Origin of the sequence: Oceanotoga sp. (assembly GCF_030445905.1) — a bacterium.
Taxonomy (GTDB): domain Bacteria; phylum Thermotogota; class Thermotogae; order Petrotogales; family Petrotogaceae; genus Oceanotoga; species Oceanotoga teriensis.
The window spans coordinates 1-23766 of sequence record NZ_JASUSU010000015.1 but is presented as its reverse complement, the minus strand read 5'-3'; the positions used below and the strand labels follow the sequence as shown (position 1 = coordinate 23766).

Here is a 23766-nt window from a genome sequence, read left to right as displayed (position 1 = left end):
GGAGGAAAAATATGAAAAAAACTCTTATTTTATTTATTATTCTTTTATCTTTACTGACATTCTCAAAAAGTATAGGATTAACTTTAGAATTTTCAAGTAATAATTTTGAAAATTCTGAAAGATTTTATTTCGATAATTTTACAAGAGTTGATTTTTTATTCATGTTCGCAAATGTTCCAATAGCATTGGATAACTATATAGAAAAAGATATAGAAAAAATTGTATTCACACCTTATAAAGAGTTTAATCTTAATGAAATTCATCTTGGATTGAATGTTCTAAAAGAAAAAATAAACAATTTAGAATTGAGATTTGCAGTAGAAACACCGATAAAATATTTTTCAAATTTTGAAAAATATATATTTACAATTGGAACTGGATTTTATATAAATAAAGATTTTTTAATTCAAATTGGAATAAAAGAATCTCTACAAGATTTAAATAAAAAAGGTTTTCAACCCAATTTCATGTTAGGCTTTAACCTAACTTTTTAGTATTCTCTGGTAATTGAATGTGTTTATTACAAAATAAACACATTTTTCTTTTTTATATGCTAAAATAAGCCGTCAAACTTTTAAAACTTACTAAAAATAAACATAATGTTCAAAAACAGTTGACAAAAATAACAAAAAATGTTAAAATCTTTAAGGAAATGTATATAAAAAATGAAACAGGGGGAATTTGGGGATCTTATATGGGTATGCCTAATTGATTTAAGCATACCCACCTTTTTTTACCTTTTTAACAAAAAATTTCATCAAATATACAGTCAAAAATTGACTAATAAAGCTTTTTATGTTATAATATTTTTTGGTTATGGAGAGATGGCCGAGCGGCCGAAGGCGCACGCCTGGAACGCGTGTAATGGCAACCCCATTCGTGGGTTCAAATCCCACTCTCTCCGCCATAAAAAAAGATGTGCATATCATGCACATCTTTTTTATTAATACTTTTTTATTTTGTAGCAGCGCTCATACCTTCTTCTATTGCCCTTAGATTTAGATCTATGAGTGCTGCTTTTTTACCCGTAAGTTTCTTTTCAAGTGCTTTTTTGATTGCTTCTATAGAAACAGCTTTTGTTGCTCCTATATATGCACCCAACATAACCATATTCTGAATTTTTATATTACCGAGATTTTCAGCAATTTCATTTGCTGGTACTTTTATCAATTTTATATCTTTTCTGGTCAATTCTCTATCTATAACAGAAGAATTTATTATCATAACTCCATTTTCAGCCATTTGTTTTTCAAACTTTGTCATAGATGGTATATTAAAAGCTACTACTTCACCAGGTTTATCTATAACTGGAGATGCAATATACTCATCAGAAACAACAATTGTACAATTTGCAGTTCCACCTCTCATCTCTGGTCCATAAGAAGGAAGCCAAGTAGTATATTTAGAATCCATCATAGCTGAATAAGATAAAATTTGACCAAACAACATGACTCCTTGACCACCAAATCCTGCAGCAATTACTCCATGATAACTCATTTATCATCACCCACCTTATCGATAAATGTACCAAGTGGATATTCTTTTACTAAATTCTCTTCAAGCCATTTCATAGACTCTATAGGCGTTAATCCCCAATTAGTAGGGCATGTCGATAATATTTCAACTATACCAAAACCTATATTATTCATTTGAGCTAAAAAGGCTTTTTTGATCGCTTTTTTTGTTTTTATAACATCCTGAGGAGTATCTACTTTATTTCTTGATAAATATGCAACTCCTCTCAATTCTTTTAATACCTCTGAAACATGTAATGGATGACCTTCTTTATTAACATCTCTACCATAAGGAGAAGTAGTTGTCTTCATTCCAAGTAATGTAGTAGGAGCCATCTGACCTCCAGTCATACCATAAATTGCATTATTTACAAATATTGTTGTTATTTTTTCTCCCCTGTTAGCAGCATGAATTATTTCTGCAGTTCCTATTGCTGCTAAATCACCATCTCCCTGATAAGTAAATACAACTTTATCTGGTGTTGTTCTCTTCAATCCTGTTGCAACAGCTGGTGCTCTACCATGAGCAGCAACAGTACCATCAACATTAAAAAATTCATATGCAAAAACAGAACATCCTACAGGAGCAACCATCAATGTTTTTCCTTCTATCCCCAACTCATCTATTACTTCAGCAACTAATCTATGTACAATTCCGTGATGACATCCCGGACAATATGTAAATTCTTTTCCACTTAGAGCATGAGGGCCTTTGAATTTTTCTACATATGCCATATTATTCCCTCCTTATTTAACTAATTCCATTAATTTAGCAAATATTTCTCCTGGTGTTGGTACAACTCCACCCATTCTCCCATAAAACTCAACTGGTTTTTTACCATTTACAGCGAGTTTTACATCTTCTATCATTTGACCAGCACTCATTTCAACTGTAAAAAACATATTTGCTTTATCTGTATGTTTAGCCAATGCTTCGTATGGATATGGCCATAATGTTATCGGTCTAAAAACTCCTGCTTTGATACCTTTTTCTCTTGCCATTTTAGCAACAGATTTAGCTATTCTTCCTATTGTGCCATACGCAACAATAACAACTTCAGCATCATCAAGCATATATTCTTCATACATCTTTTCATTTTCAACTATCTCTTTATATTTCTTTTGAAATTTTATATTCATCTTTTCAAGTCCATAAGGATCTATATTAAAAGAAGTAACCCTATGAGCATCTCTTTCCATCTTTGTACCAACCATTGCCCAATCAGAATGATCAACAAATGAATTTAAATCTTTAAATTCTGGGAAACTTACCGGTTCCATCATCTGACCAAGCATACCGTCTGCAAGTATTAAAACAGGATTTCTATATTTATCTGCAATATCAAAAGATTTTATAGTCAACTCTACCGCTTCTTGTAAAGATTCTGGTCCATAAACAACAAGTCTATAATCTCCATGTCCTCCACCTTTTGTAGCCTGGAAATAATCACATTGAGCCGGTTGTATATCTCCAAGACCAGGGCCACCTCTAACAACATTAACAAAAACCGATGGCAATTCTGCTCCAGCAATATAAGACATACCTTCCTGCATAAGTGAAAAACCAGGAGACGATGTAGAAGTCATAACTCTTTTCCCTGTACATGCTCCACCATATATCATATTAACTGCTGAAACTTCACTTTCAGCTTGTAAAAATACTCCTTCTAGTTCCGGCAATCTTCTTGCCATATATTCAGTAAGTTCACTTTGAGGTGTTATTGGATATCCAAAATAATGTCTACATCCCGCCCTTAAAGCAGCTTCTCCAATAGCCTCCGTGCCTTTTACCATTACTTTTTCTGACATGAACTTCCCTCCCTTTATTTAGCAAGTGTTTTAACTGTTATACATACATCAGGACACATCTGATAACAGAATCCGCAGGCTATACAATCTTCCTGTCTCTGTACTTCGGATGGGTGATAACCTTTAGAGTTATATCCTTCAGAAAAACCAAGAACCTTTTTAGGGCATGCATTTATACATAATCCACAACCTTTACATCTCTCTTGGTCTATCTCCACAAGGTTTTTAAATTCCATTCCATTCCCTCCTTATCAATCCCAGGCTTTTAACATGTATCTTTTTAAAATAAATTTTTCATAATTAGTTTTAATGTTTTTTTCTATACTTTCTTCAACAACTGTAAAAGCAACAGGAATTCCTAATTTTTCAGAAACATTTTTTAATATATTTTCACCATTTGTAATTATTTCTTGTGTCGTTTCTTCCATAATATTTGAATTACATACCAGATAATCTACACTCAACCTTGCTTTAGCTGATAAATTTTGTATATTTTTTATTATTTTTTCTTCCGTATCAGTAAAAGGCCTATTTGTATTTATAACAAAGTATAAAGCAAAATCAGCCTTTTTAACAAAGTTATTTAAAGATCCTAAGACTACAGCACCATCATCATTTCCACCAACATCTATAACAAGTCTATAGTCAGGATTAGTAATATAACCTCCTACAGATGGGGGAATTATGGGAACATCTGCATGCATATATTTTTCAGGAGGCGTTACAACCTTTATATTTTTTTCTTTTAATTCAGAAATAACATCTCTCGTTCTAAAATAAGGACTTATTGTATCTATATCGGCAATAGCAACATTTTCAAACTTTTCCCTTAACTTTAAAGATGTATTTATAGCAATTTCTGTTTTTCCTGATCCAAACATTCCTATGAATATATTATTCTTATATTTTTCAATCATTTAAAACACCTCAATAAACTTTAATTTCTTGCACACCTCTTAAAGCTCTTAAAGCCGATAAAGCAAGTGCGAGTTCTTCATCTCCACCTGGAAAAACATAGATTGGAGCAAGAAATTCCACTTTTTCTCTTATCCATTTATTTATATAATTATCATCATATGCAATACCACCAGTTAAAGCTATTGCATCTATTTCAAAATCAAGAGCTGCTGAAATTTTTCCTATCCATTTAGATATTTGATATGCCATAGATTTATAAATCAATAAGGCGTTCTCATCTCCATCTTTTATCATTTTTTGAACCATTTGAGCATCATTCGTATTTAAATAAGAGGTCATACCTCCATTACCTTTTATCAGTTTTTTCATATCAGATAAAGTATATTCACCACTAAATCCAAGTTCTAAAACACCTGTTAAAGGTAATGTACCAGATCTTTCAGGAGTAAAAGGTCCATCTCCATCAAGTGCATTATTAACATCTACAACTCTTCCCTTATAATGAGCACCTATTGATATACCTCCGCCCATATGTACAACTATGATATTCATATCTTCATAATTTTTCCCAAGCTTTTCAGCCAGCTGTCTTGCAATAGCTTTTTGATTTAAAGCATGAAAAATAGATTTCCTTTCAAAATCTGGATGTCCAGATATTCTTGCAACAGCCATCATTTCATCGACAACAACAGGATCAGCGATAAAAGCTTCTATGTTTACAGATTTTGCCAATTCTTTAGCAATTATTGCCCCAAGATTTGATGCATGTTCTCCATATATCGCTTTTTTTAAGTCATCAATCATATTATCATTGACTTTATATACTCCACCAGGAATAGGTTTTAAAAGTCCTCCCCTTCCTATTATTGCTGAAAAACTTGCAAGTGGAAATCCACTTTTATTCAAAAATTCTTCTATCACATTTTTTCTAAACTCATATTGATGAGTTATAGTGTCGTATTTAGATATTTCTTCTGTTTTATGTCTAACAGTTTGATTTAAAACTTCATTTTCATCTTCATATATGGCCAATTTAGTAGAAGTAGACCCTGGATTTATAACGAGTATTCTAAACATCTCATCACCCCTATGACATTAAAACCGATAATGCAATCGAATATAATTTTGCTTCATTAGAGTCGGCTCTTGAAGTTAAAACTATTGGTTTTTTACCTCCAAGTATAGTACTTGCAATCTTGGCATCTGATAAAAATACCATAGATTTATAAAAGATATTACCCGCTTCTATATCTGGCATTATTATTATATCTGCATCTCCAGCAACTTCAGATTCAATACCTTTATGTTTAGTCGCTTCTTTTGAAACAGCATTATCCATTGCAAAAGGTCCATCAACAATACAATCTTTTATTTGGCCTCTTCTATTCATCTGTGAAATTATAGCTGCATCAACAGTGGGTTGCATTTTAGGATTAACTTTTTCAAGTGCTGCCACTATGGCAACTTTTGGTAATTTAACACCTATTTTTTTTGAAATTTTAACCGCATTATTTATGGAATCAATCTTTTGATTTAAATCTGGAGCAATAACCATTCCACCATCTGTCATTATCAAAGGTTTATGATATTTATTAATTTCAAAAACACTTATAAGATTCATAGTAGATTTAGTTCTTAAACCATACTCCTCTTTTAAAAAAACAGATAAAAGTTCCCCAGTGGTTATCTTACCTTTCATTGGCAGATCTGTTTCTCCATCAGATACTGATTTTATAGTAGCTTTAATCGCATCATTTTTATTTTTAAAATCTCTTATCTCAAATTTTTTATAATCGATATTTAATCCTGTAGAAATTTTCTTTATTTCATCTTCATTCCCAAATAAAACAGCTTCACAAATGCCAAGATCTACAGCTTTGTTCAAAGCTTCTAATACAACATCATCTTCGGCAACTGCTACAGCGACTTTCTTTTTAGGTGTTATGCTTTTGTTCATATCTATAAGATCTGATAATTTAGTTAAACTCACATTCAAACCTCCTTACTCCAATTCAAAGGACTTTCGGAATTATTAAGTATCCTAAAAGCTCCTAAGGCAAGTGCTTCCATTTCAAAAGATCCTGGATAAACCATTATTAATCCTAATTTAGAAACTCTTTCTTTTATTAAATTTATGAAAGGTTCAGAATTTGCAAGACCTCCAGTTATTATTATCGCATCAACCTCTCCATTTAAAACAACAGTCATTGCACCTATTTCTTTCGCAATTTGATATGCCATGGCTTCTATTACAAGTTCAGCTTTTTCATCTTTTTGGGCCATTTTAAAAGCTTCTCTTAAATCATTAGTACCAAGATATCCTACCAATCCACCATGACCGATGAGTCTCTTTTTTAACTCTTTATGATTGTATAAATCAGAGAATATTATTTTCAACAAATCTCCCATCGGCAATTCTCCAGCTCTTTCAGGACTAAAAGGACCTTCATCATTTGCATTATTTACATCTATCATTTTTCCTTCTTTTTGAGCTCCAACTGAAATTCCACCACCGAGATGTGCTATTACAAAATTACAAGAATTATATTCTTTTCCTATTTCTTCAGAAGCTTTTCTTGCAACTATCTTCATATTCAAAGCATGTAATAAACTTTTTCTTTTAAGTTCTTTAATTCCAGAAACACGTGCTTCTTCACAAAATTCATCTACAGACACGGGATCTGTTACATAAACAGGTATTTTATTATCAGATAATTCATATCCTATAACTGCCGCAAGATTTGAAGCATGTTCTGTCTTAGTTTCAAATTTTAAATAATGAACCATATCTTCATTTACTAAATAAGTTCCACTCTTTAATGGGGGGAGAATCCCCCCTCTTGCAGCTACTGAATGAATATCATTGATTTTAAGTCCATTTTTATCCAAAAATTTTAGAATCGCTTCTTTTCTAAAACCAATTTGATCCATTATATTTTCATGTTTCTTTAGTTCAGAACTTTTATGTTCTATAGTTTCAGAAGATATCATCTTCTCATCTTCAAAAACAGCTACTTTAGTAGATGTTGATCCAGGATTTATCGTAAGTATTTTATACATTACTCCCCTCCTATTTATATCTCAATACCTTTTTCTTTTGCATATTTATCTATTACTCTTCTAAGTCTTCTCATACCCTCATGTATTTCTTCATGTGATGGTAAACAGAAAGATATTCTCATAGTATTTCTATCAGGTTCATCAACATAAAATGCTTCTCCAGGAATATACAACACTTTTTCCATTTTAGCCATCTCAAACATTTCCATTGTATCTATTCCTTTTGGTAAAGTTATCCAAGTAAAAAGTCCACCTTCAGGTCTTGTCCAATCTATATCTTTTATATCTCCAAGATTTTCTTCTATAGCTTTCATCATAGTATCTTTTTTCTCTCCATATAACTTAATTGTAGGAGCTATTTCATCGTATAAATCATATCTTTGAATGTATCTTGCAGCAAGTCTTTGAGTCAATGAAGGAGAACACAAATCTGCGGCCTGTTTAGTCATGGTAATCTTTCTTATTAAGAATTCATCTCCTATGATGACACCAAGTCTCAATCCAGGAGCTAAAACTTTCGAAAAAGTATTCAACAATATAGTTCTATTAGGTGCAAGAGAATATATACTTGGAACTTTATTCCCTTCAAATCTCAAGGCTCCATAAGGATCATCTTCAACTATTAGAAAATCATATTTTTCTGCTAACTCAACTAATTTTTTTCTCTTTTCAAGATTCATTGTAACTCCACCAGGATTGTGGAAATTTGATATTGCATACACAAATTTAAATTTATCTATTTCACCAATTTCATAAAGTTTTTCAAGTTCTCTCTCTAAATACTCCAAATCCAAACCATCTTTAGTCAATGGTATATTTATAAATTTAGGAGCCCTTTGAGAAAATGCACTTGCAGCACCAAGATATATTGGTCTACTAACTCCACAATAAGAATTTTTATCGAGCAATGTCATTCCTACTAAATAAAGTGCTTGTTGAGAACCAACAGTTATAACCATATTTTCATCTTTAACCCAGTCAATACCATCATATTTTTTCAATAAATTTATATATCCTTTTTTTAATTCTACATCTCCTTCTGTTGTACCATACTGTAAAACAAAGCGATGTTCATTTTCAAGAATTTCTTTAGATATTTCTGCAAGTTTATTTCTTGGAAAAGTATCAGGATCTGGTACTCCACCACCAAAAGAAATCATACCTGGATTATTTGCTACTTTTAATAATTCTCTTATAATACTTGACTTAATTCTTTTTGAAACCTCAGAAAGTTTACTTTCAAAATTCATATAAACTACCCCCTTGTATTTTTTTATATCCCATTTTCACTTTCAATTATATTCAATTTAACATTTTTAAACAAAACCCATATAAGTTATATATAGTCAAATAATTTGAATTAGAGTGAATTATAGGCGATATGAAAAAAATTTCATGAAATAGATTTCATAATTATATTATATCATGGATTTCATTTTTTTATAAAATAGTTTATAATAGAATAGAAATCATAATAAAGGGGTGGAAGAGAATGTGGGAAAACCTAAAAAATTCTGATATCGATATTCATGAAATAATGATGAAAGAATTAAAAAGACAAGAATTTGGATTAGAACTTATAGCCTCTGAAAATTTTGCTTCAGTACCAGTTATGGAAGCAATGGGAAGTATCTTAACCAACAAATATGCAGAAGGCTATCCAAAAAAAAGATATTATGGTGGTTGTGAATTTGTTGATGAAATAGAAACAATAGCAAGAAATAGATTAAAAGAGTTATTCAATGCAAAATACGCAAATGTACAACCTCATTCTGGATCACAAGCCAATATGGGAGTATACTTCGCATTATTAAAACCTGGAGATACTATAATGGGAATGGCTTTGAGTCATGGTGGTCATTTAACTCATGGTTCTCCTGTTAATTTCTCTGGTAAACTTTATAATGTCGTTTCATATGGAGTAAATGAAGAAACTGGAATAATAGATTATGATAATGTCAGAAAAATTGCTCTTGAACATAAACCTAAATTAATAGTTGCAGGCGGAAGTGCTTATGCAAGAATAATAGACTTTAAAAAATTCAGAGAAATAGCAGATGAAATAAATGCTTATTTGATGGTAGACATGGCTCATTTTGCCGGACTTGTTGCAGCTAAAATATACCCAAATCCTCTTGAATATGCACATGTAGTTACTTCAACAACACATAAAACTTTGAGAGGTCCAAGAGGTGGAATTATATTAACAAATGATTCTGATATATATAAAGCTGTTAATAAATCCATATTCCCAGGAATACAAGGCGGACCTCTTGAACATGTCATAGCATCAAAAGCTGTTGCTTTTAAAGAAGCATTGAGTGAATCTTTTAAGGATTATCAAAAACAAGTAGTAAAAAATGCTAAAAAACTTGGTGAAGAATTACAAAAACAAGGTTTAGATATAGTATCAGGAGGAACAGACTCACACCTATTACTAATAGATTTAAACAATATAAATATAACAGGAAAAGCTCTTGAAGAAGCTCTAGGCAAATGTCACATAACTGTAAATAAAAATACAGTTCCAAAAGAAAAGAGATCACCTTTTGTCACAAGCGGAATCAGAATTGGAACACCCGCTTTAACTACAAGGGGTATGAAAGAAGAAGATATGATAATAATTGCAGAATTAATATCAAAAGTTGCAAAAAATATAAAAGATGAAGAAGGAACTATAGATGATTCTATAATTGAAGAAGTTACTTCAAAAGTTAAATCATTATGCCAAAAACACCCTCTTTATAAAGAACTTATATAAAACAAAGATATAAAAAGGTTGCTTATGATAATCATAAAGCAACCTTTTTGTTTTTTTGACACATTTCTTTCATATTTTTGTATTGAAAAAATATCTCACAATATGATATTATAATATAGAATAAAATAGATATACAAAACAATTAAACAATGAAAACAGGAGGTTGGATGATGAAAGTACTTGTTATTAACTCTGGAAGTTCTTCTATAAAATATCAATTATTAAATATGGAAGATGAATCCGTACTCGCTAAAGGACTTGTAGAAAGAATAGGAATAGATGGTTCAAGAATAGTTCATAAAGTTAATGGAGAAAAACATGTTATTGAAAAAGAAATAAAAGATCATGAAATTGGACTAAAATTGGTTTTAGATATTTTAGTTTCAAAAGATAAAGGTGTTCTTAATTCACTAAATGAAATAGATGCTTGTGGACATAGAATAGTGCATGGCGGCGAAAGATTCAAGACATCTGTAAGAATTGATAAAAACAAATTATCTGATATAGAAATGCTTTCTTTCTTAGCACCTTTGCACAATCCAGCAAATGCTATGGGAATAAAGGCTGCTATGGAATTATTACCAGAAGCACCTCAAGTTGCAGTATTTGATACTTCATTCCATCAAACAATGCCAGAAAAATCATATCTATATGGACTTCCATATGAATACTATGAAAAATATAAAGTTAGAAGATACGGCTTTCACGGAACTTCTCATAGATATGTATCAAAAAGAGTTGCAGATATACTTGGAAAAAATATAGAAGATTTAAAAATAATCACTGCACATATTGGTAATGGTGCATCTGTTGCAGCAGTAAAGGAAGGAAAATCAATAGATACATCTATGGGTTTTACGCCTCTTGCAGGATTAGTAATGGGAACAAGATCTGGAGATATAGATCCAGCAATAGTTGGTTTTATAGCTCAAGAAGAAGGAATCACAGCTAAAGAAGTTATAAATATTCTAAATAAAAAATCAGGTATGTATGGAGTTACAAAAGGATTTTCTTCTGATATGAGGGATATAGAAGACAATGCCATCGAAGGTGAAAAAGTTTCAAGACTTGCTTTTGATATATATGAATATAGTATAGCAAAATATATAGGTGGATATGCTGCAGCGATGAATGGTGTTGATGTTCTTGTATTCACAGCTGGAGTTGGAGAGAACTCTCCTATATTAAGAGAAGAAATTTGTGAACAATATCTTGGATATCTAGGTGTAAAAATAGATAAAAATATAAATGATTTCAAAGGAGAAGAAAAAATAATCTCTACTCCAGATTCTAAAGTAACTGTAGTGGTAGTTCCTACAAATGAAGAATTGATGATTGCAAGAGATACAAAAGAAATAGTTGAAAATAAATTAGAAGAATTGAATTAAAAAATAATAATTTTATAATTTAAAATACTCGGTTTCTAAATTATATAGAAACCGAGTATTTTTTATCTTTTTATTTCTTTATTTTATATGTTTTTGTGATTTCATTTCCTGATTTATCTTTTATCTTAATCACTAAATCTTTTGATGTACTTAAAAGGTCCAAATTTTTTATACTGATATTTCCAGTCCCAGCTGTTTCATTATAATCAACAGTACCAATCTTCTGAATTCCATTATAAGTAATTAAAACACTACTATAATTATTCTCCGAAAAATTAACATTAACTTCAACTATATCTTCTCCAAGGGCTACTTCTTTATTTTCAATCAATGGCGTAGAATCAGAAATCACGGAGTTTATTATTGGTGGATTAGTATCTAAAACTATTGTATATGATCCAGTTATAATCTGTAAATCAGCTTCATCAACTGCTTTCAAATATATATCATATACACCATCAGAACTAATTCCTATATCATCTAATGATTTTAAAGCTATATTCTTTTCATCTCCAACTACACTCTTTTTGGAAGTATTAAAACCAATCTCTACAGTTCCTTGATTTGCATCAATTGTAAAATCCTCTACTTCCCAACTCAATATCTTTTTAGTAGAATCATTAAGATAATATCTATTATTGTCTATAGGGTTCAAATCTTTTATTTCAAATTTAACTACTGGCTTTTTATTATCTATCTTGACTTTATCGGGCAGAGTTAATTGAGATATATTTCCGGCTAAATCCGTTGCCTTTACTTTCAAAGTGTACTCTCCTTCTACTATACCAAGATCTGGCAAAGTATAAGTCCAATCTTGAATAGAAAAATCATTCGAAAGTTTTTCCATAAATCCCTTATACTTTTCTTTTAATTCTTTATCTATAAAGGTTATTTCTACTTTTTCAGTGGCAACATTATCTTCAACGAATAAATCTACTATTTTATCAGTATTAGTTATGATATCTGGAATATTCTTTTTAGATATATTATTTGGAGCAGTATTATCTTTATAAATATCAACTTCTTTTAAAATAAAATTAGAATTCATATCTGTAGAATCTATTTTTAAAGTAACTTTATCTCCATCTGAATAACTCGTAGTATCATTAAGTTCTAATAAAATATTTCCTAAATTAAAACTATGATACTTTTTACTATCTGTAAAAACATAACTCTCATTTAATAAATAAAATACTGTTTTATAAAGCTTATTATCATCATAAATAGATAATATGGAATTACTAAAATCATCGCTAAGATCGTTATAAGCCAACACATTTCTATTTCTATCATTTTCATCTATTATTAAATCTTCTAATACTGGCAAATTCTTTTCTATTATAAATGAAGTAATCTGGCTTTGAATCAAATTTTCAGCTTTATCTTTCAAATAGTATTTAATTTCATACTCTCCATCTTTCAAATAATCTAAATCCAATGAAGCTTTATTCTCATATGGAATTAAAAATCCACTTTCTTTCTTTTTATCAGATGAACCCTTTAAATTATACTCAAAATAATAATCATCAACATCCCAAATAAGATTTTCAGAATTATTTGTGTTTATATTTACATCAAATGAAGCTCTTCCATAACCATTTTTAAAAACTCTCTCAATCTTACCAATAGTTCTAGTTCCATCTGCATCTATGAGTATTTTCTGAGAAATTTCTTCTAATTTATCACTGTATTTAGTTTTAAAATTAAGTCTTGCTGTATAATTCCCATCTATTATAGAATCATTTATTTTTGCTATTATTATGTATTTATTATTTCCATAATAATCAACAACTATACTTGGTTGTATTATTTTTGGACCTTCAAGTTTTAATTGTATAGAATCTTTATTTATAATATTTGTTACATCCAAACCTTCAGACATCTCTATTTCGAGCGAAGCTTTAAATTCATTATCATTTATAATATTTGTGTCATTATTTATACTCAATCTTTTAGCTTTGGCATTTTCAGTTAAATAAATATATATAGGATCTTCTGTTTTATTATAAAAGTTTATAAAATCTCTAACTATTGAATTAGTCTTTGCTTTAAGTCCTAAAATATAAGATTTATCATAAGATATTATATCGAGTTTATAATGTCCTATACCTTCTTTAAAGTCAAAATTAGATATATTTAAACCAGTACTTCCAAAAACAGATCTAATATTTTCAGTATTTATTATAGATTTATTCTCTATAGTTTCTTTCATTCCATTATACAGTGATTTTTTAAAAGTATATGAATTCTCAGAGTTTCTTTGATAGAGTTCTATATCAAATCCTCCTATATAATGATTATCCTGCATATCTATATTTATGAAGTTCAAATCATGATTACCTATTGTAAAATATTTTTGAGATACTTCATCTTTTTTTATTCTTATATTAGATATTTCAAATTCATAATCATTTAATTCTGGTTTCTTAAAATCAAGAGTATTTAAATTAAATTCATATATATTTTTCGATTCATCATATATAGGTTTCTTCACATATATTTTTACATTATTTGTTCCTATATTAAAATCTTCTTTTGATATATTAGACTTATATGAAAAAACATTTTTACCTTCATATTCTGTTGAAGGATTTATATCTTCTGGATTTATTATTTCTGAAACAATTTTATCATTTATATATACATCAACCTTTTCAGGTTTATTATAGTCTATTAGATTAAAACTAATATCTATATTTGTTTTATTGGATATATCATAATTTATAGGGATAAAATATTCTGTATTTTCATATTCTTTATCTTCCCTATAACCTTCTCTGAAAAAAGTCTCAAACTTTAATTCACTTGGAGTCGCTATATCAGTAATGACCTTTAATGATGGTTTTTCAAATATGATTTCACTATCATCTCTTATAGTTAAAATTTTTTTAACTTGTTTATCATAATCACCATACTTACTTCTAAAGATTATTTCATAATCTCCAGGCTCATCAAATATCAATTTTTTATCTTCTGTTATTGCATTCAAAAATATAGGAAATTCATATCTTGTAAATGTATTATCTTTGTTTTCTCTCAATTCATCTCTCAATTTGAGTTCTTGAGAACCATCTTTAATTTTTTTTGCAAAAACAGTTAAACTCGCACCACCAGAAGTATCAACCTTAAAATTTATAAAGTCTTGAGATCTTCTAACAGTTATATTTTCTATAGATGGTTCAATAACTTCAAGATGTAAATTCTTTATAGAAACCTTATCAGCTTCAAGTTCTGTTTTTATACCAAGTATATTAATAGTACTTAATTTAAAAACATAATCAGTAGTTCTATAAGATATCCACTCTTTACTATTTTTTTCTAATTTGCTTTCATCAAGTTTTTTATCTATAAAAGGATTACTACTTATAGACTTAGAACTATCAGGGGTGATTCTTTCAAATACCTCAACTTTAAAAGTATCTATACCAAAATCGTCATCTATTTCATAATTTATATTTATAGGATCTCCTATTCCAGGTTCATAATTATCTGGAAATAATTTCAATCTTGATCCATAAGCTTCTTCAACAGTTTCAACAACTTTTATATAATAAATATCTTCCAATATATAGGCCTTATCAAAAGTATCTGTAATTTTAATTTTTAATTCGTACTCACCTATATTTAAAGCCTTATATCTTTCTTTAGTTTGCCAAATATTTTTCTTTGCATCATATCTATCAGCTTCAAAATCCTGTCCATTTATTATATATGTTACATTCTGAATATTTTGAAATTTAGAATTAATTTCAGAAATAACACTTAAATTAGTATTTTTAGATATTTTAAATGTTTTTTTTGCTGAAACTGTTTTATAATATATATCTTGAGAAATTTCTTTAGAATTATAAAAAAAGTTTACATTTAATTTCAAATTTGAAGCTGTGTATAGTTCATCACTGTACACTATATTTTGTTTTAATTTAACTGTATTATTTATTCCATCTTCAAATGTTTCAACCTTCAAATATATTTCATAAACTCCTTTTTCTAAAAATTCTGTTTCTACAATTTCCTTATAAGACACTATTTCTTCTGTTCTCAAAAATTCTTTTTTAAAAAGAGTTGTATTTATGAAATCTTTTCTTGCAAATAATTCCAAGCTCTTTATTTCAGCACCTAAAAAGGACTCTGCTGAAACATCAAATAATACTTTATCTCCATCTTCTATAAATATATTGTCATTTACAGTATATTTATTCCATTCTTCTTCAATTCCATTTTTATATATACTTTTAGGTGTTAAACTCAAAACAGGATCTTTTTTCTTTCCAACTTTTATTTCTATATTTTTTTCAATTTTATTTCCAACTGTATTATAAGCAACAACCCTTACATTTATAGTCTGTTCAGAAGATTTTTGTCCTATCTCTTTAAATTCATAAGAATATTTTTCTAAAGGTCTTTGAAGTTTTATTTTTTTTTCTATTTTTTTTATTTTATCTACATTTATAAATATTTCGATTTTTTCTATAAGTGAAATTTCATCTTCAGCTTTAATACCTAATATTATATTATCAGTTTTACCAGTTATATCATCTATCACATAATACCTTTTATAATCAAGATCTAGAGTTATTTCAGATTCAGGATTTGGTGATTCAATTTTTATTGAATATGGATTATTTTCAGATTTATTATTTACATTATCTGAAACCGAAACTTTAAAATCATTATCTCCAACAATCAAATTATCAAAAAATACCAAATACCCTCTTTGAGTTATTCCATCATCTTCTTCTACAACATAATATCCATTTTTGCTAGTTAAAACAATATTCGGATCTTTATCATATTTAGAATTTATCGTAAAACCATTGATTATAAAATTTTTAATTCCACTTCCAACTTCTTCAAAATAAAATTTCATTTTATAAAGATTTTCATCATTTATTTTTTGGTATAAATCACTTTTACTTTTTTCTTTATCTGAAATCATTTTTGGTTTCTGATCATCAGATACATTAAAACTTATGCCCTCTAATATTTGACTTGTTTTATTTCCAGATGTATCTGCCACAACTATAAAAATTCTGTATGAACTATCATCATAAGGTAAATTCAATCTTATACCTTCAGCTTTATAATCATTTCTCCCATAATTGTTGACCAAAGTTCTTATAGGTTTAGTCAAATCTGTACTTTTAAAAACTTGGACATAATTTATAGCTTGATTATCTCTAACCTTAAAATTGATTATTATTTCATCATTAGCCTTATAAAGTTTTGTTATAACCCCTTTAGAACTTTGAAATCTTTCAATAGATGGTTTTTCATAGAATTCAGGAGGCTGATTATCTTGAAACATCATACAACTCGTCAACAAAAACATAGAAATTAAAAGCATAATAATAAAGTATAATCTATTTTTCATACAGCACCTCCTAATCTATTATTTTTAAAGTCTTTTTTTCACTCATAACAAAGTTTTTAACAGAATCTTCTGCATAAACATATATTTCATATTCATTTTTTGGCATAAAATCAAAATCTCTGAAATCATATTCAGTACTTGAAACATCAACATCAATTATCTTATCATTAACTATTATGCTAACCTTACCACCACTAATATTATCATCAAAAACACTGTACTCAATTTTTAAAGAACTTATATCTGATTTAGATATCTCATAAACTCCATCTTTTAGAGTGGCATTGATTATATTCACATTATTGATTTCTGGTTTTTTAGTATCTATTTTTATCGCTTTTGTAATTTCTTTAGTTCTTCCAGAGATATCATATAAAGTTATATTTATATTTTTATCTTCTGATATATCCTTTCTCAAATCAGGTAAGTTTAATCTAAATTCATTATCAAAACTTGTTTTACTCATAAATATATGATCCGAAAGATTTTCAAATAAACTACCATCATCCTCTATAGAAATTGCTCTCACTTTTATATCTTTTTTCAATTTAATATTTAAAGGATTTAAGCCAGTATTTTTATTCGAATAAATTTGTAATTCATTGTATGAATCTATATCCGCTTCTTTTGTACTATCATACTTAAAAAGATCCAAATTGATTATATCCCTTTCATCCAATCCATTTGTAGTAGAAATACTTATAAAGGATGAGTTGATTTCATCTGGATTTGTTTTAGAAAATATATCATATGCATATTCTTTATTCGATGTTGCTGGAAGAGTTATCTCTTGATCATCGATTTCGATTAAAACACTTTTAAAAGAGTTTGAATTATAGAATTTGAAAGTATCTCCATCATTTAAAGCCATAATTCCTCTATATAAACCATAATTATTCATATTATTTATTACTGTCATATTACCTCTAATCTCTATTTGTTTAAAATTATTTCTTATGAAAATATTGTTATTTTTATCTACTATAACGGGTCTAATCTCGTATATTCCCGGATAAAAATCATTTAAAGAATAAAAATATTTTATATTTTCTTTTTGAAGTATATTACTCTGTACTATACCTTTTCCTCTAATTTCAAAGTATATATTTTCTATATCATATTTAAATTTTTCAATTATCTCTAAGTATATTTCATTTTTATCTGTATCATATTCTAATTCAGGTAAAGCATAGCTTGATTCTCTATCTATTATTATCTGTGTCTCAGCTTTAAAATCTTTCCCTTGAACATTTTCGAATTCTATGGAAAGTTTGGCTTCACCATCGTATACAGAATCTGGCATTTCAACATTCAAATAGAAGTTTCTATTTATTTCATTTTTTTGTGCAAAATTAACTTCTGTGATACTTAATTTATTATCAATACCATTCTGAGTTATATAAGCATTGAAACTATCTTTAGATTTATTCAAAGAATCAACATTTTGAATTATCATATTCAAAGTAGGGAATTTAGAGCTTATAACCCCATAGCCTTTATTGTTTATATCTTCTTGATTAAAAACTATACTACCAAGTATATCAAGAACTTCCAATATTCTTATATCTTTAACTATCTTCTTTGAAGTATATTCTTTTAAACCCATCATATAATCCGGAAAATTATTATTTTCTAAGTATTTATAGCTAGAATTTCTTAGTTCTATAACTAATTTATAATTCCCCTGATTATTCATAAAATTATAATTGAAATTATATCCCCAATTATCAACACTTACTTGATCAAATGCTCTTTTAAATATAGTTTCGGTACTTCCATTCAATGTATTTATGATATACATTTCAATCTCAGAAACTCCCAAAGGATCTAAGAAACTTCCCTGAGAAAAACTAAAGCTATAATCTTCATCTTTTATAATTTCTATATTTGGATCCGAAGATTCATAATTATCTTTGTCCAAAGAATAACTTTGATTATTATTCGAATTTTCTATATTTAATTTGAAATAATTTATATCTGGATTATTTAACCCTATTGTAAATAGGTTTATATCTATCATATCTGAAGGAGTTGATTCATCATTTATATATACAGATATAGTATTACCTTTTAAATTTACATCTTCTGCCAATATCTTTGTTTTGAAAGTATACAATCTTTTCTTAGATTTATCATCTATTTCTTGGGATATTAAATCCAATTCATAATCTTTAGAATTATTTATTCTTATTTTCGCATTATTTATATCACTATAATTCAGAAGTTTCAACTGTAAATTTAAATCTGATATATTTTTTCCTTCTTCTGTTTTCACAGGTATATAATATCTATCAGAATAAAAGCCATTATCCACAAGTTCATTTATAGATGTATCGCTCATTATTATTAAACCTTTTTCAGAATAAATTTCAAACTTATTACCATCTTCGAGTTGGAAAAGTATATAATCATTTGTAATCTTTCCATTAAATTCTCTTTGAACTTCAATTTTATATCTTCCGATATTGGGAAATATATCATAATTATTTATTTTAATACTATCCTTTATTATTCCATCTGGACTTATATTTTCTTTGGCATAAGATTTTTCAAATGTTTTTTCATCAACAGAATAAGTTCCATCATTATTAGAATCATAATAAATTTTTAAATTATTTTCAGAATCTGATAATGTACTTATTTCCATAGATATCTCACCACCATAAAAATAAGTATTTTCATTAGGTGGTTGAATTAATTTTATAGATATATTTCTAACTTCAACATCTATATCAAGGGTATTGGAATAGTTTAATGTATTTATGGCTTTGAATCTTATTCTATAATACCCATCTTCTTTTGGAGTCCAATTCAATAATGATAGAGTTGCATTCTTTAAATTGAGCGGAGAATCATTTGAACCACTTTGAACAAATGTTGAACTATCTAAAGTTCCATCCTCATTCTTTATTTCTTGTATAGTTCCCTCACTAAGTTTAAAGATCTGTATCGAAATTAATTTCAACAATCCTTCATCAGAAAAAACTCCCGTAAATTCAGGTATATTCTCAGGTATTATTATTTTATCTATTATATTTGTCTTTATATTAGGTATATATATATCACTTTCATTTTCAAATATTATTATTTCATATCCTGTTTTAAGCTCTGTATTTCCTTCTTCATCTTCAACAAAAATATCAAAATTAATTCTATTATTCGACATATCATAAGAAGGTATAGGATACCCTGTATCAGTCTTAAAAATAAAAGGATTTGCACTCGATTTTGCAGCCAATGTTTTTCCATTTACTCTTATTTCAACATTTTTTATTTTTGTTTGTTTTCTTTCTATCTTGATATTAAAAAATATATCAGCATTTTGAACAACTTTAAAAGTTTTTACACCGTTTATCTCCCTATTATTATGTATTAAAGAAATAGAGCTTATGACAGGTGTACTCGTATCTTTAAGCATTATAGTCTTTTTTAATAAAGAATTTGATTTATAATCTATATAATTACCTTTTTTATCTTTAACATATAAAGATATATTAAAATTATTAGAATCAACAGTTATTATTTCTTCGCCTTCATAGTATTCATTATATTCATTGGAATCTTTATAATTTTTAAAATTATTAAAAGATTTAATCCCATCTCTTCCATAATTCAAAACAACTTTATCAAGCGCTATATCATCGACTACTTTAAACTTAACCATCACCTGATCATTTGGATATATATCCGCTTGTTCAATGGGTATCAATTGTTCTCCATTTATTTTATATATATCAAAATATTCAAAATCAGGATTTTCATCCTGTTTTATATTTATTTTTATCTTTTCAGTTTTTTCACTCGAATATCCAATTAATTTTATTTCATGCTCTATAATTCCAGATGTTCTATCTACTCCGTTTCTGTATACATTATCCTTAAACTCTTTTGTTTTTTTTGGATTGTCGTACTTAGATATGCCATCAAAAAGCACATCTTCTATATAATTATTGCTGGATGCATCTATAGTTATTGTGTACGGAATATTTGGAACTATATTATTTGGATAGTATAAGTTCAGATGTAAATCATCTAACCCTTCACCTCTTTGTTCAACAGTAATATTTTTTTTCAAATCTTCTTTAGATATTTCATTATCAAATTTATCTTTAACTTTTATTACAAATTCATATGTTCCAGGAGTAAACTTATTCTTTATATAATAAGTTCCAGTTTCTTGCCAATAATTTTTAGATTCTATAACATAATTTCCTTCTTGTAATTCACCGTTTATCGATATTTTAATACTCTCTATTCCTTCACCTATCTCTTGAAATTTAAAAGAAAAATCTTCTCCCAGTTCTACATTTTCTTCAAAATCTTCAAGAGTTGGTCTTATATCATCCTCAGTCATAAATTTTGCTATATCTTTTCCACTTTTAACTGGAGCTGTCACTGCATTTCCATTTGTATCTATAACTTTTATATTCAAACTATAAAAGCCCTTAGATGGCGGTAGATTTATGGAATATAGATCATTTATTTTTTTATTATTTGATTTTTCTACTAATTTCGTGAAAGGAACAGTATCACCACTTTTATAAACAGATATCTCCTGAATTCCTTGATTATCTTCGACATCTATATTTATAGTTATGGTGTCACCAAGTTTCTTTGAATATATTCCCTTATTTTCACCTTCTATAGTTGGTGCCTCGTTGAACTTAGGATTAATATTATCTTCGAGAAACATACAACTGCTCAAACTCATCAATAGCAACAAAAGTATGGTGAATAGAAGAGTTTTTTTCATCTCATCTCACCTCAAATTCTATTATATAATCTTGTCCTTCTTTTAAATAATTTCCATTTTCATCTTGTATCTGAATATTTCCACCAAAAGAATCTCTATAAATCTTTATTATATATCTACCTTTTTTCAAGGTATCATTAAATCCAGATGGTGCAGATATTCTAAGTGTATTTTCACTCAAAACATAATTAAAAGTAGGATCATTAACAACACTTTGCCCTTCATAAAGTATTTCACCCAAAATTGTATCTGTATTTAAAATTATTTCAGAAGTATCCTCTATATTTATATCAAAATTCCATGATGTATTGGCCTCATATTCCACATTTCCCCTATTAGGTGGATTGATTTCAAAATTTTTTCCAGAACTGTTCAAAGTTATTATTGCATTTTTTATCTTTGGAGGTGTTTTATCTTCAAGATAAACCCTTATCGTATCATTATCTGTAGCTTTTACAATATTTTCTGAATCTTTTATTTCTGCTTTTAAATTGAATACATTTTCTCCTTCCTTCAAGGAAACAGCTGGAAAAGTGTATCTATTTTGATATAATAAGTCTTCTTTCATCAAAGATTTATCATCCACTCCATCAAATATTTCAAAAGAGTATGTATAATCTTGTTCAATATTTTTATTAGTTCTCATCTCAGCTATGAGATTTATAAATTTATTATTGGATTCATCATCCTCATATACATATCTATTAGATTGAACTTCTAAAGCTCTTCCATCAAGATATTTAGGCTGTAATTTCACTTCATATGAGGTTTTACTTATTTTGATCTTATAATTTTCTATTGTAGTATTTCCTATGAAATCTTCAGCTATTATTTTTATATTTTGATCAGAAATATTTGTATCCAGGTTTAAACTTATGGTATCCTCATAACGTTCACCATAGTTAAATACTTTATCAACTAATATCTGTTCTGTACTCGCATCTGTAACAATAGATGCTTTTATCTTATAAACACCAGTATTTCCAAAGTCTTTCAGATCTTTAACTTTAAAGTTTAAATTATAAGTATCTGCAATAGTTTCAACTTTAATATCATTTCCAGAAACAATTTCAAGAGAACCTGTATTTTCCATATAAGTTATCTCTGGATTATAATTATCATCAGACACTATCAAATTCAAAAACATTTTTTTTAAATTTTCATTTTCAAAGTTTGTATTTGGATTATTGGGATCATAAAGTACAAATATAAATTTTTTTAAATCATCTTCTTTACCAGAAATTGGAAATGCATTAAACAAATCTTCTTTATCAGTTATTTTTTTTACTTCAGTTCCATCCTCATCAAATATTATTAAAGAAGGATTTCCGAGATCATTCAACTCTATATCAAGTTTTATAGAAGCAGAGTTTTTTTGACTCTTTTTTATAACATATGTTTTACCCTCTAGATTTTCTATATTTTTTTCTGTTCCATTTAAAACCCTTATATCTTTTATGTAGTTATTATCGGAAGCCCCTATATCTTTTATTATTTCTTTTGAAATAATCTCTTCTGAATTTGCAAGTCTATACTTTCCAACAAAATAATACTTTCCATTCTCGATTGGAGTATATTTTATACTAACAGATTTGTTATTCAATACTTCGAATTTACCATCTGTTGAGTCTGGGGTAATAATATCCTTAATTTTATCTTTTTCAACTTCTAAACTAAAACTACTCAATTCATTGTTGGCAAGAGGAAGGTTCAATGAAAGTATAAACTCTAACTCTTGATTGGTTTGTAAAGATTTAGTTGCATCGGGTTGTTTTATAGATAATGTTAAAAAAAGGCTCTCCTTTCCAACACCATTCGTACAGGCAGTTAAAATAAAGGTTAATGATATTAATATAGCTATCAAGATTTTTATTTTTTTCATTTTTACCCCTCCAAATTTTTATTTTTTTTCTATTATTTAATCGTCTGAATTTTTATTTTTTTTAATTTATACGATTAATTTTTCTATATGACATGTTCAAATTCCTGTTATATAATTTTTTTATATTTTATACCAAGAAATGTTATAATTATATTGTAAGATATATATGATATGTGAAACTTTAAATAAAAAGATTATTGTTTCAAACATAGTGACTTGAAAAATAGAGCAATAAAAAAGGGATATGAAATAAAAAACAAGTAAATGAAAAGCAACAAAAATAAAAACAAGTAAAAAAAGGAATAAA

General features: G+C 27.9%; 15 protein-coding genes and 1 tRNA gene. 4 read left to right on the top strand and 12 right to left on the bottom strand.

Annotation, left to right across the window (positions count from 1 at the left end; translation table 11 throughout):
* Positions 1 to 11: 11 nt before the first annotated feature.
* Positions 12 to 494 (top strand): hypothetical protein, encoded by a 483-nt coding sequence (locus tag PWP28_RS06090; protein ID WP_109606348.1) that lies wholly within the window; start codon positions 12 to 14, stop codon positions 492 to 494.
* Between the two features lie 324 nt (positions 495 to 818).
* Positions 819 to 907 (top strand) — tRNA-Ser (locus tag PWP28_RS06085).
* Between the two features lie 47 nt (positions 908 to 954).
* Here PWP28_RS06085 and PWP28_RS06080 read toward each other — a convergent pair.
* Genes PWP28_RS06080 through PWP28_RS06040 form a run of 9 tightly spaced genes read right to left on the bottom strand, consistent with a single transcriptional unit; the run spans position 955 to position 8551 of the window.
* Complete coding sequence (locus tag PWP28_RS06080) at positions 955 to 1497, bottom strand: 2-oxoacid:acceptor oxidoreductase family protein (RefSeq protein ID WP_109606347.1); 543 nt, start codon at positions 1495 to 1497, stop codon at positions 955 to 957.
* Complete coding sequence (locus PWP28_RS06075; RefSeq protein WP_109606345.1) at positions 1494 to 2249, bottom strand: thiamine pyrophosphate-dependent enzyme; 756 nt, start codon at positions 2247 to 2249, stop codon at positions 1494 to 1496. Before PWP28_RS06075 ends, PWP28_RS06080 begins: the two co-directional genes overlap by 4 nt.
* 12 nt (positions 2250 to 2261) lie before the next feature.
* Entirely contained in the window at positions 2262 to 3323 is a 1062-nt protein-coding gene (locus PWP28_RS06070) for a 3-methyl-2-oxobutanoate dehydrogenase subunit VorB (protein WP_109606343.1), read from the bottom strand.
* A gap of 14 nt (positions 3324 to 3337) precedes the next feature.
* Complete coding sequence (locus PWP28_RS06065; protein WP_109606341.1) at positions 3338 to 3559, bottom strand: ferredoxin family protein; 222 nt, start codon at positions 3557 to 3559, stop codon at positions 3338 to 3340.
* 15 nt (positions 3560 to 3574) lie between these two features.
* A complete protein-coding gene (locus tag PWP28_RS06060) occupies positions 3575 to 4240 on the bottom strand; it encodes a cobalamin biosynthesis protein CobQ (protein ID WP_308644422.1) in 666 nt (221 codons plus the stop codon).
* 10 nt (positions 4241 to 4250) lie between these two features.
* Complete coding sequence (buk, locus tag PWP28_RS06055) at positions 4251 to 5318, bottom strand: butyrate kinase (protein ID WP_264150488.1); 1068 nt, start codon at positions 5316 to 5318, stop codon at positions 4251 to 4253.
* A 10-nt stretch (positions 5319 to 5328) separates the two neighbouring features.
* On the bottom strand, positions 5329 to 6231 hold the full coding sequence (locus PWP28_RS06050; protein ID WP_308644421.1) for a bifunctional enoyl-CoA hydratase/phosphate acetyltransferase: 903 nt from the start codon (positions 6229 to 6231) through the stop codon (positions 5329 to 5331).
* A 2-nt stretch (positions 6232 to 6233) separates the two neighbouring features.
* Positions 6234 to 7301 carry a butyrate kinase gene (gene buk, locus PWP28_RS06045; RefSeq protein ID WP_308644420.1) on the bottom strand — a complete coding sequence of 356 codons (1068 nt, stop codon included), beginning with the start codon at positions 7299 to 7301 and terminating at the stop codon, positions 6234 to 6236.
* A gap of 14 nt (positions 7302 to 7315) precedes the next feature.
* Positions 7316 to 8551: a PLP-dependent aminotransferase family protein gene (locus PWP28_RS06040; protein ID WP_109606333.1), complete on the bottom strand. Its 1236-nt coding sequence runs from the start codon at positions 8549 to 8551 to the stop codon at positions 7316 to 7318.
* 242 nt (positions 8552 to 8793) lie between these two features.
* On the opposite strand from PWP28_RS06040, the gene glyA reads away from it, so the two are divergent.
* Together glyA and ackA are read left to right on the top strand one after the other, a co-directional pair.
* Positions 8794 to 10062 carry a serine hydroxymethyltransferase gene (glyA, locus tag PWP28_RS06035; RefSeq protein ID WP_305081429.1) on the top strand — a complete coding sequence of 423 codons (1269 nt, stop codon included), beginning with the start codon at positions 8794 to 8796 and terminating at the stop codon, positions 10060 to 10062.
* A gap of 170 nt (positions 10063 to 10232) precedes the next feature.
* The gene (gene ackA / locus PWP28_RS06030; RefSeq protein WP_109606329.1) at positions 10233 to 11450 is read left to right on the top strand and encodes an acetate kinase; all 1218 of its coding nucleotides are present in this window, start codon (positions 10233 to 10235) and stop codon (positions 11448 to 11450) included.
* A 70-nt stretch (positions 11451 to 11520) separates the two neighbouring features.
* Here the strand turns inward: ackA and PWP28_RS06025 are convergent, their stop codons facing one another.
* Genes PWP28_RS06025 through PWP28_RS06015 form a run of 3 tightly spaced genes read right to left on the bottom strand, consistent with a single transcriptional unit; the run spans position 11521 to position 23459 of the window.
* The gene (locus PWP28_RS06025; protein WP_308644419.1) at positions 11521 to 16824 is read right to left on the bottom strand and encodes a hypothetical protein; all 5304 of its coding nucleotides are present in this window, start codon (positions 16822 to 16824) and stop codon (positions 11521 to 11523) included.
* Between the two features lie 10 nt (positions 16825 to 16834).
* Complete coding sequence (locus PWP28_RS06020) at positions 16835 to 21577, bottom strand: hypothetical protein (protein WP_308644418.1); 4743 nt, start codon at positions 21575 to 21577, stop codon at positions 16835 to 16837.
* 1 nt (position 21578) lies between these two features.
* A complete protein-coding gene (locus PWP28_RS06015) occupies positions 21579 to 23459 on the bottom strand; it encodes a hypothetical protein (protein ID WP_308644417.1) in 1881 nt (626 codons plus the stop codon).
* Positions 23460 to 23766: the final 307 nt, after the last annotated feature.

Coding starts and splice junctions, on each gene's coding strand:
- PWP28_RS06065 (WP_109606341.1), bottom strand. CDS start 3,559: ATGGAATTTAAAAACCTTGTGGAGATAGACCAAGAGAGATGTAAAGGT.
- PWP28_RS06040 (WP_109606333.1), bottom strand. CDS start 8,551: ATGAATTTTGAAAGTAAACTTTCTGAGGTTTCAAAAAGAATTAAGTCA.
- PWP28_RS06025 (WP_308644419.1), bottom strand. CDS start 16,824: ATGAAAAATAGATTATACTTTATTATTATGCTTTTAATTTCTATGTTT.
- buk (WP_264150488.1), bottom strand. CDS start 5,318: ATGTTTAGAATACTCGTTATAAATCCAGGGTCTACTTCTACTAAATTG.
- PWP28_RS06070 (WP_109606343.1), bottom strand. CDS start 3,323: ATGTCAGAAAAAGTAATGGTAAAAGGCACGGAGGCTATTGGAGAAGCT.
- ackA (WP_109606329.1), top strand. CDS start 10,233: ATGAAAGTACTTGTTATTAACTCTGGAAGTTCTTCTATAAAATATCAA.
- PWP28_RS06060 (WP_308644422.1), bottom strand. CDS start 4,240: ATGATTGAAAAATATAAGAATAATATATTCATAGGAATGTTTGGATCA.
- PWP28_RS06015 (WP_308644417.1), bottom strand. CDS start 23,459: ATGAAAAAAATAAAAATCTTGATAGCTATATTAATATCATTAACCTTT.
- buk (WP_308644420.1), bottom strand. CDS start 7,301: ATGTATAAAATACTTACGATAAATCCTGGATCAACATCTACTAAAGTA.
- glyA (WP_305081429.1), top strand. CDS start 8,794: ATGTGGGAAAACCTAAAAAATTCTGATATCGATATTCATGAAATAATG.
- PWP28_RS06090 (WP_109606348.1), top strand. CDS start 12: ATGAAAAAAACTCTTATTTTATTTATTATTCTTTTATCTTTACTGACA.
- PWP28_RS06080 (WP_109606347.1), bottom strand. CDS start 1,497: ATGAGTTATCATGGAGTAATTGCTGCAGGATTTGGTGGTCAAGGAGTC.
- PWP28_RS06020 (WP_308644418.1), bottom strand. CDS start 21,577: ATGAAAAAAACTCTTCTATTCACCATACTTTTGTTGCTATTGATGAGT.
- PWP28_RS06075 (WP_109606345.1), bottom strand. CDS start 2,249: ATGGCATATGTAGAAAAATTCAAAGGCCCTCATGCTCTAAGTGGAAAA.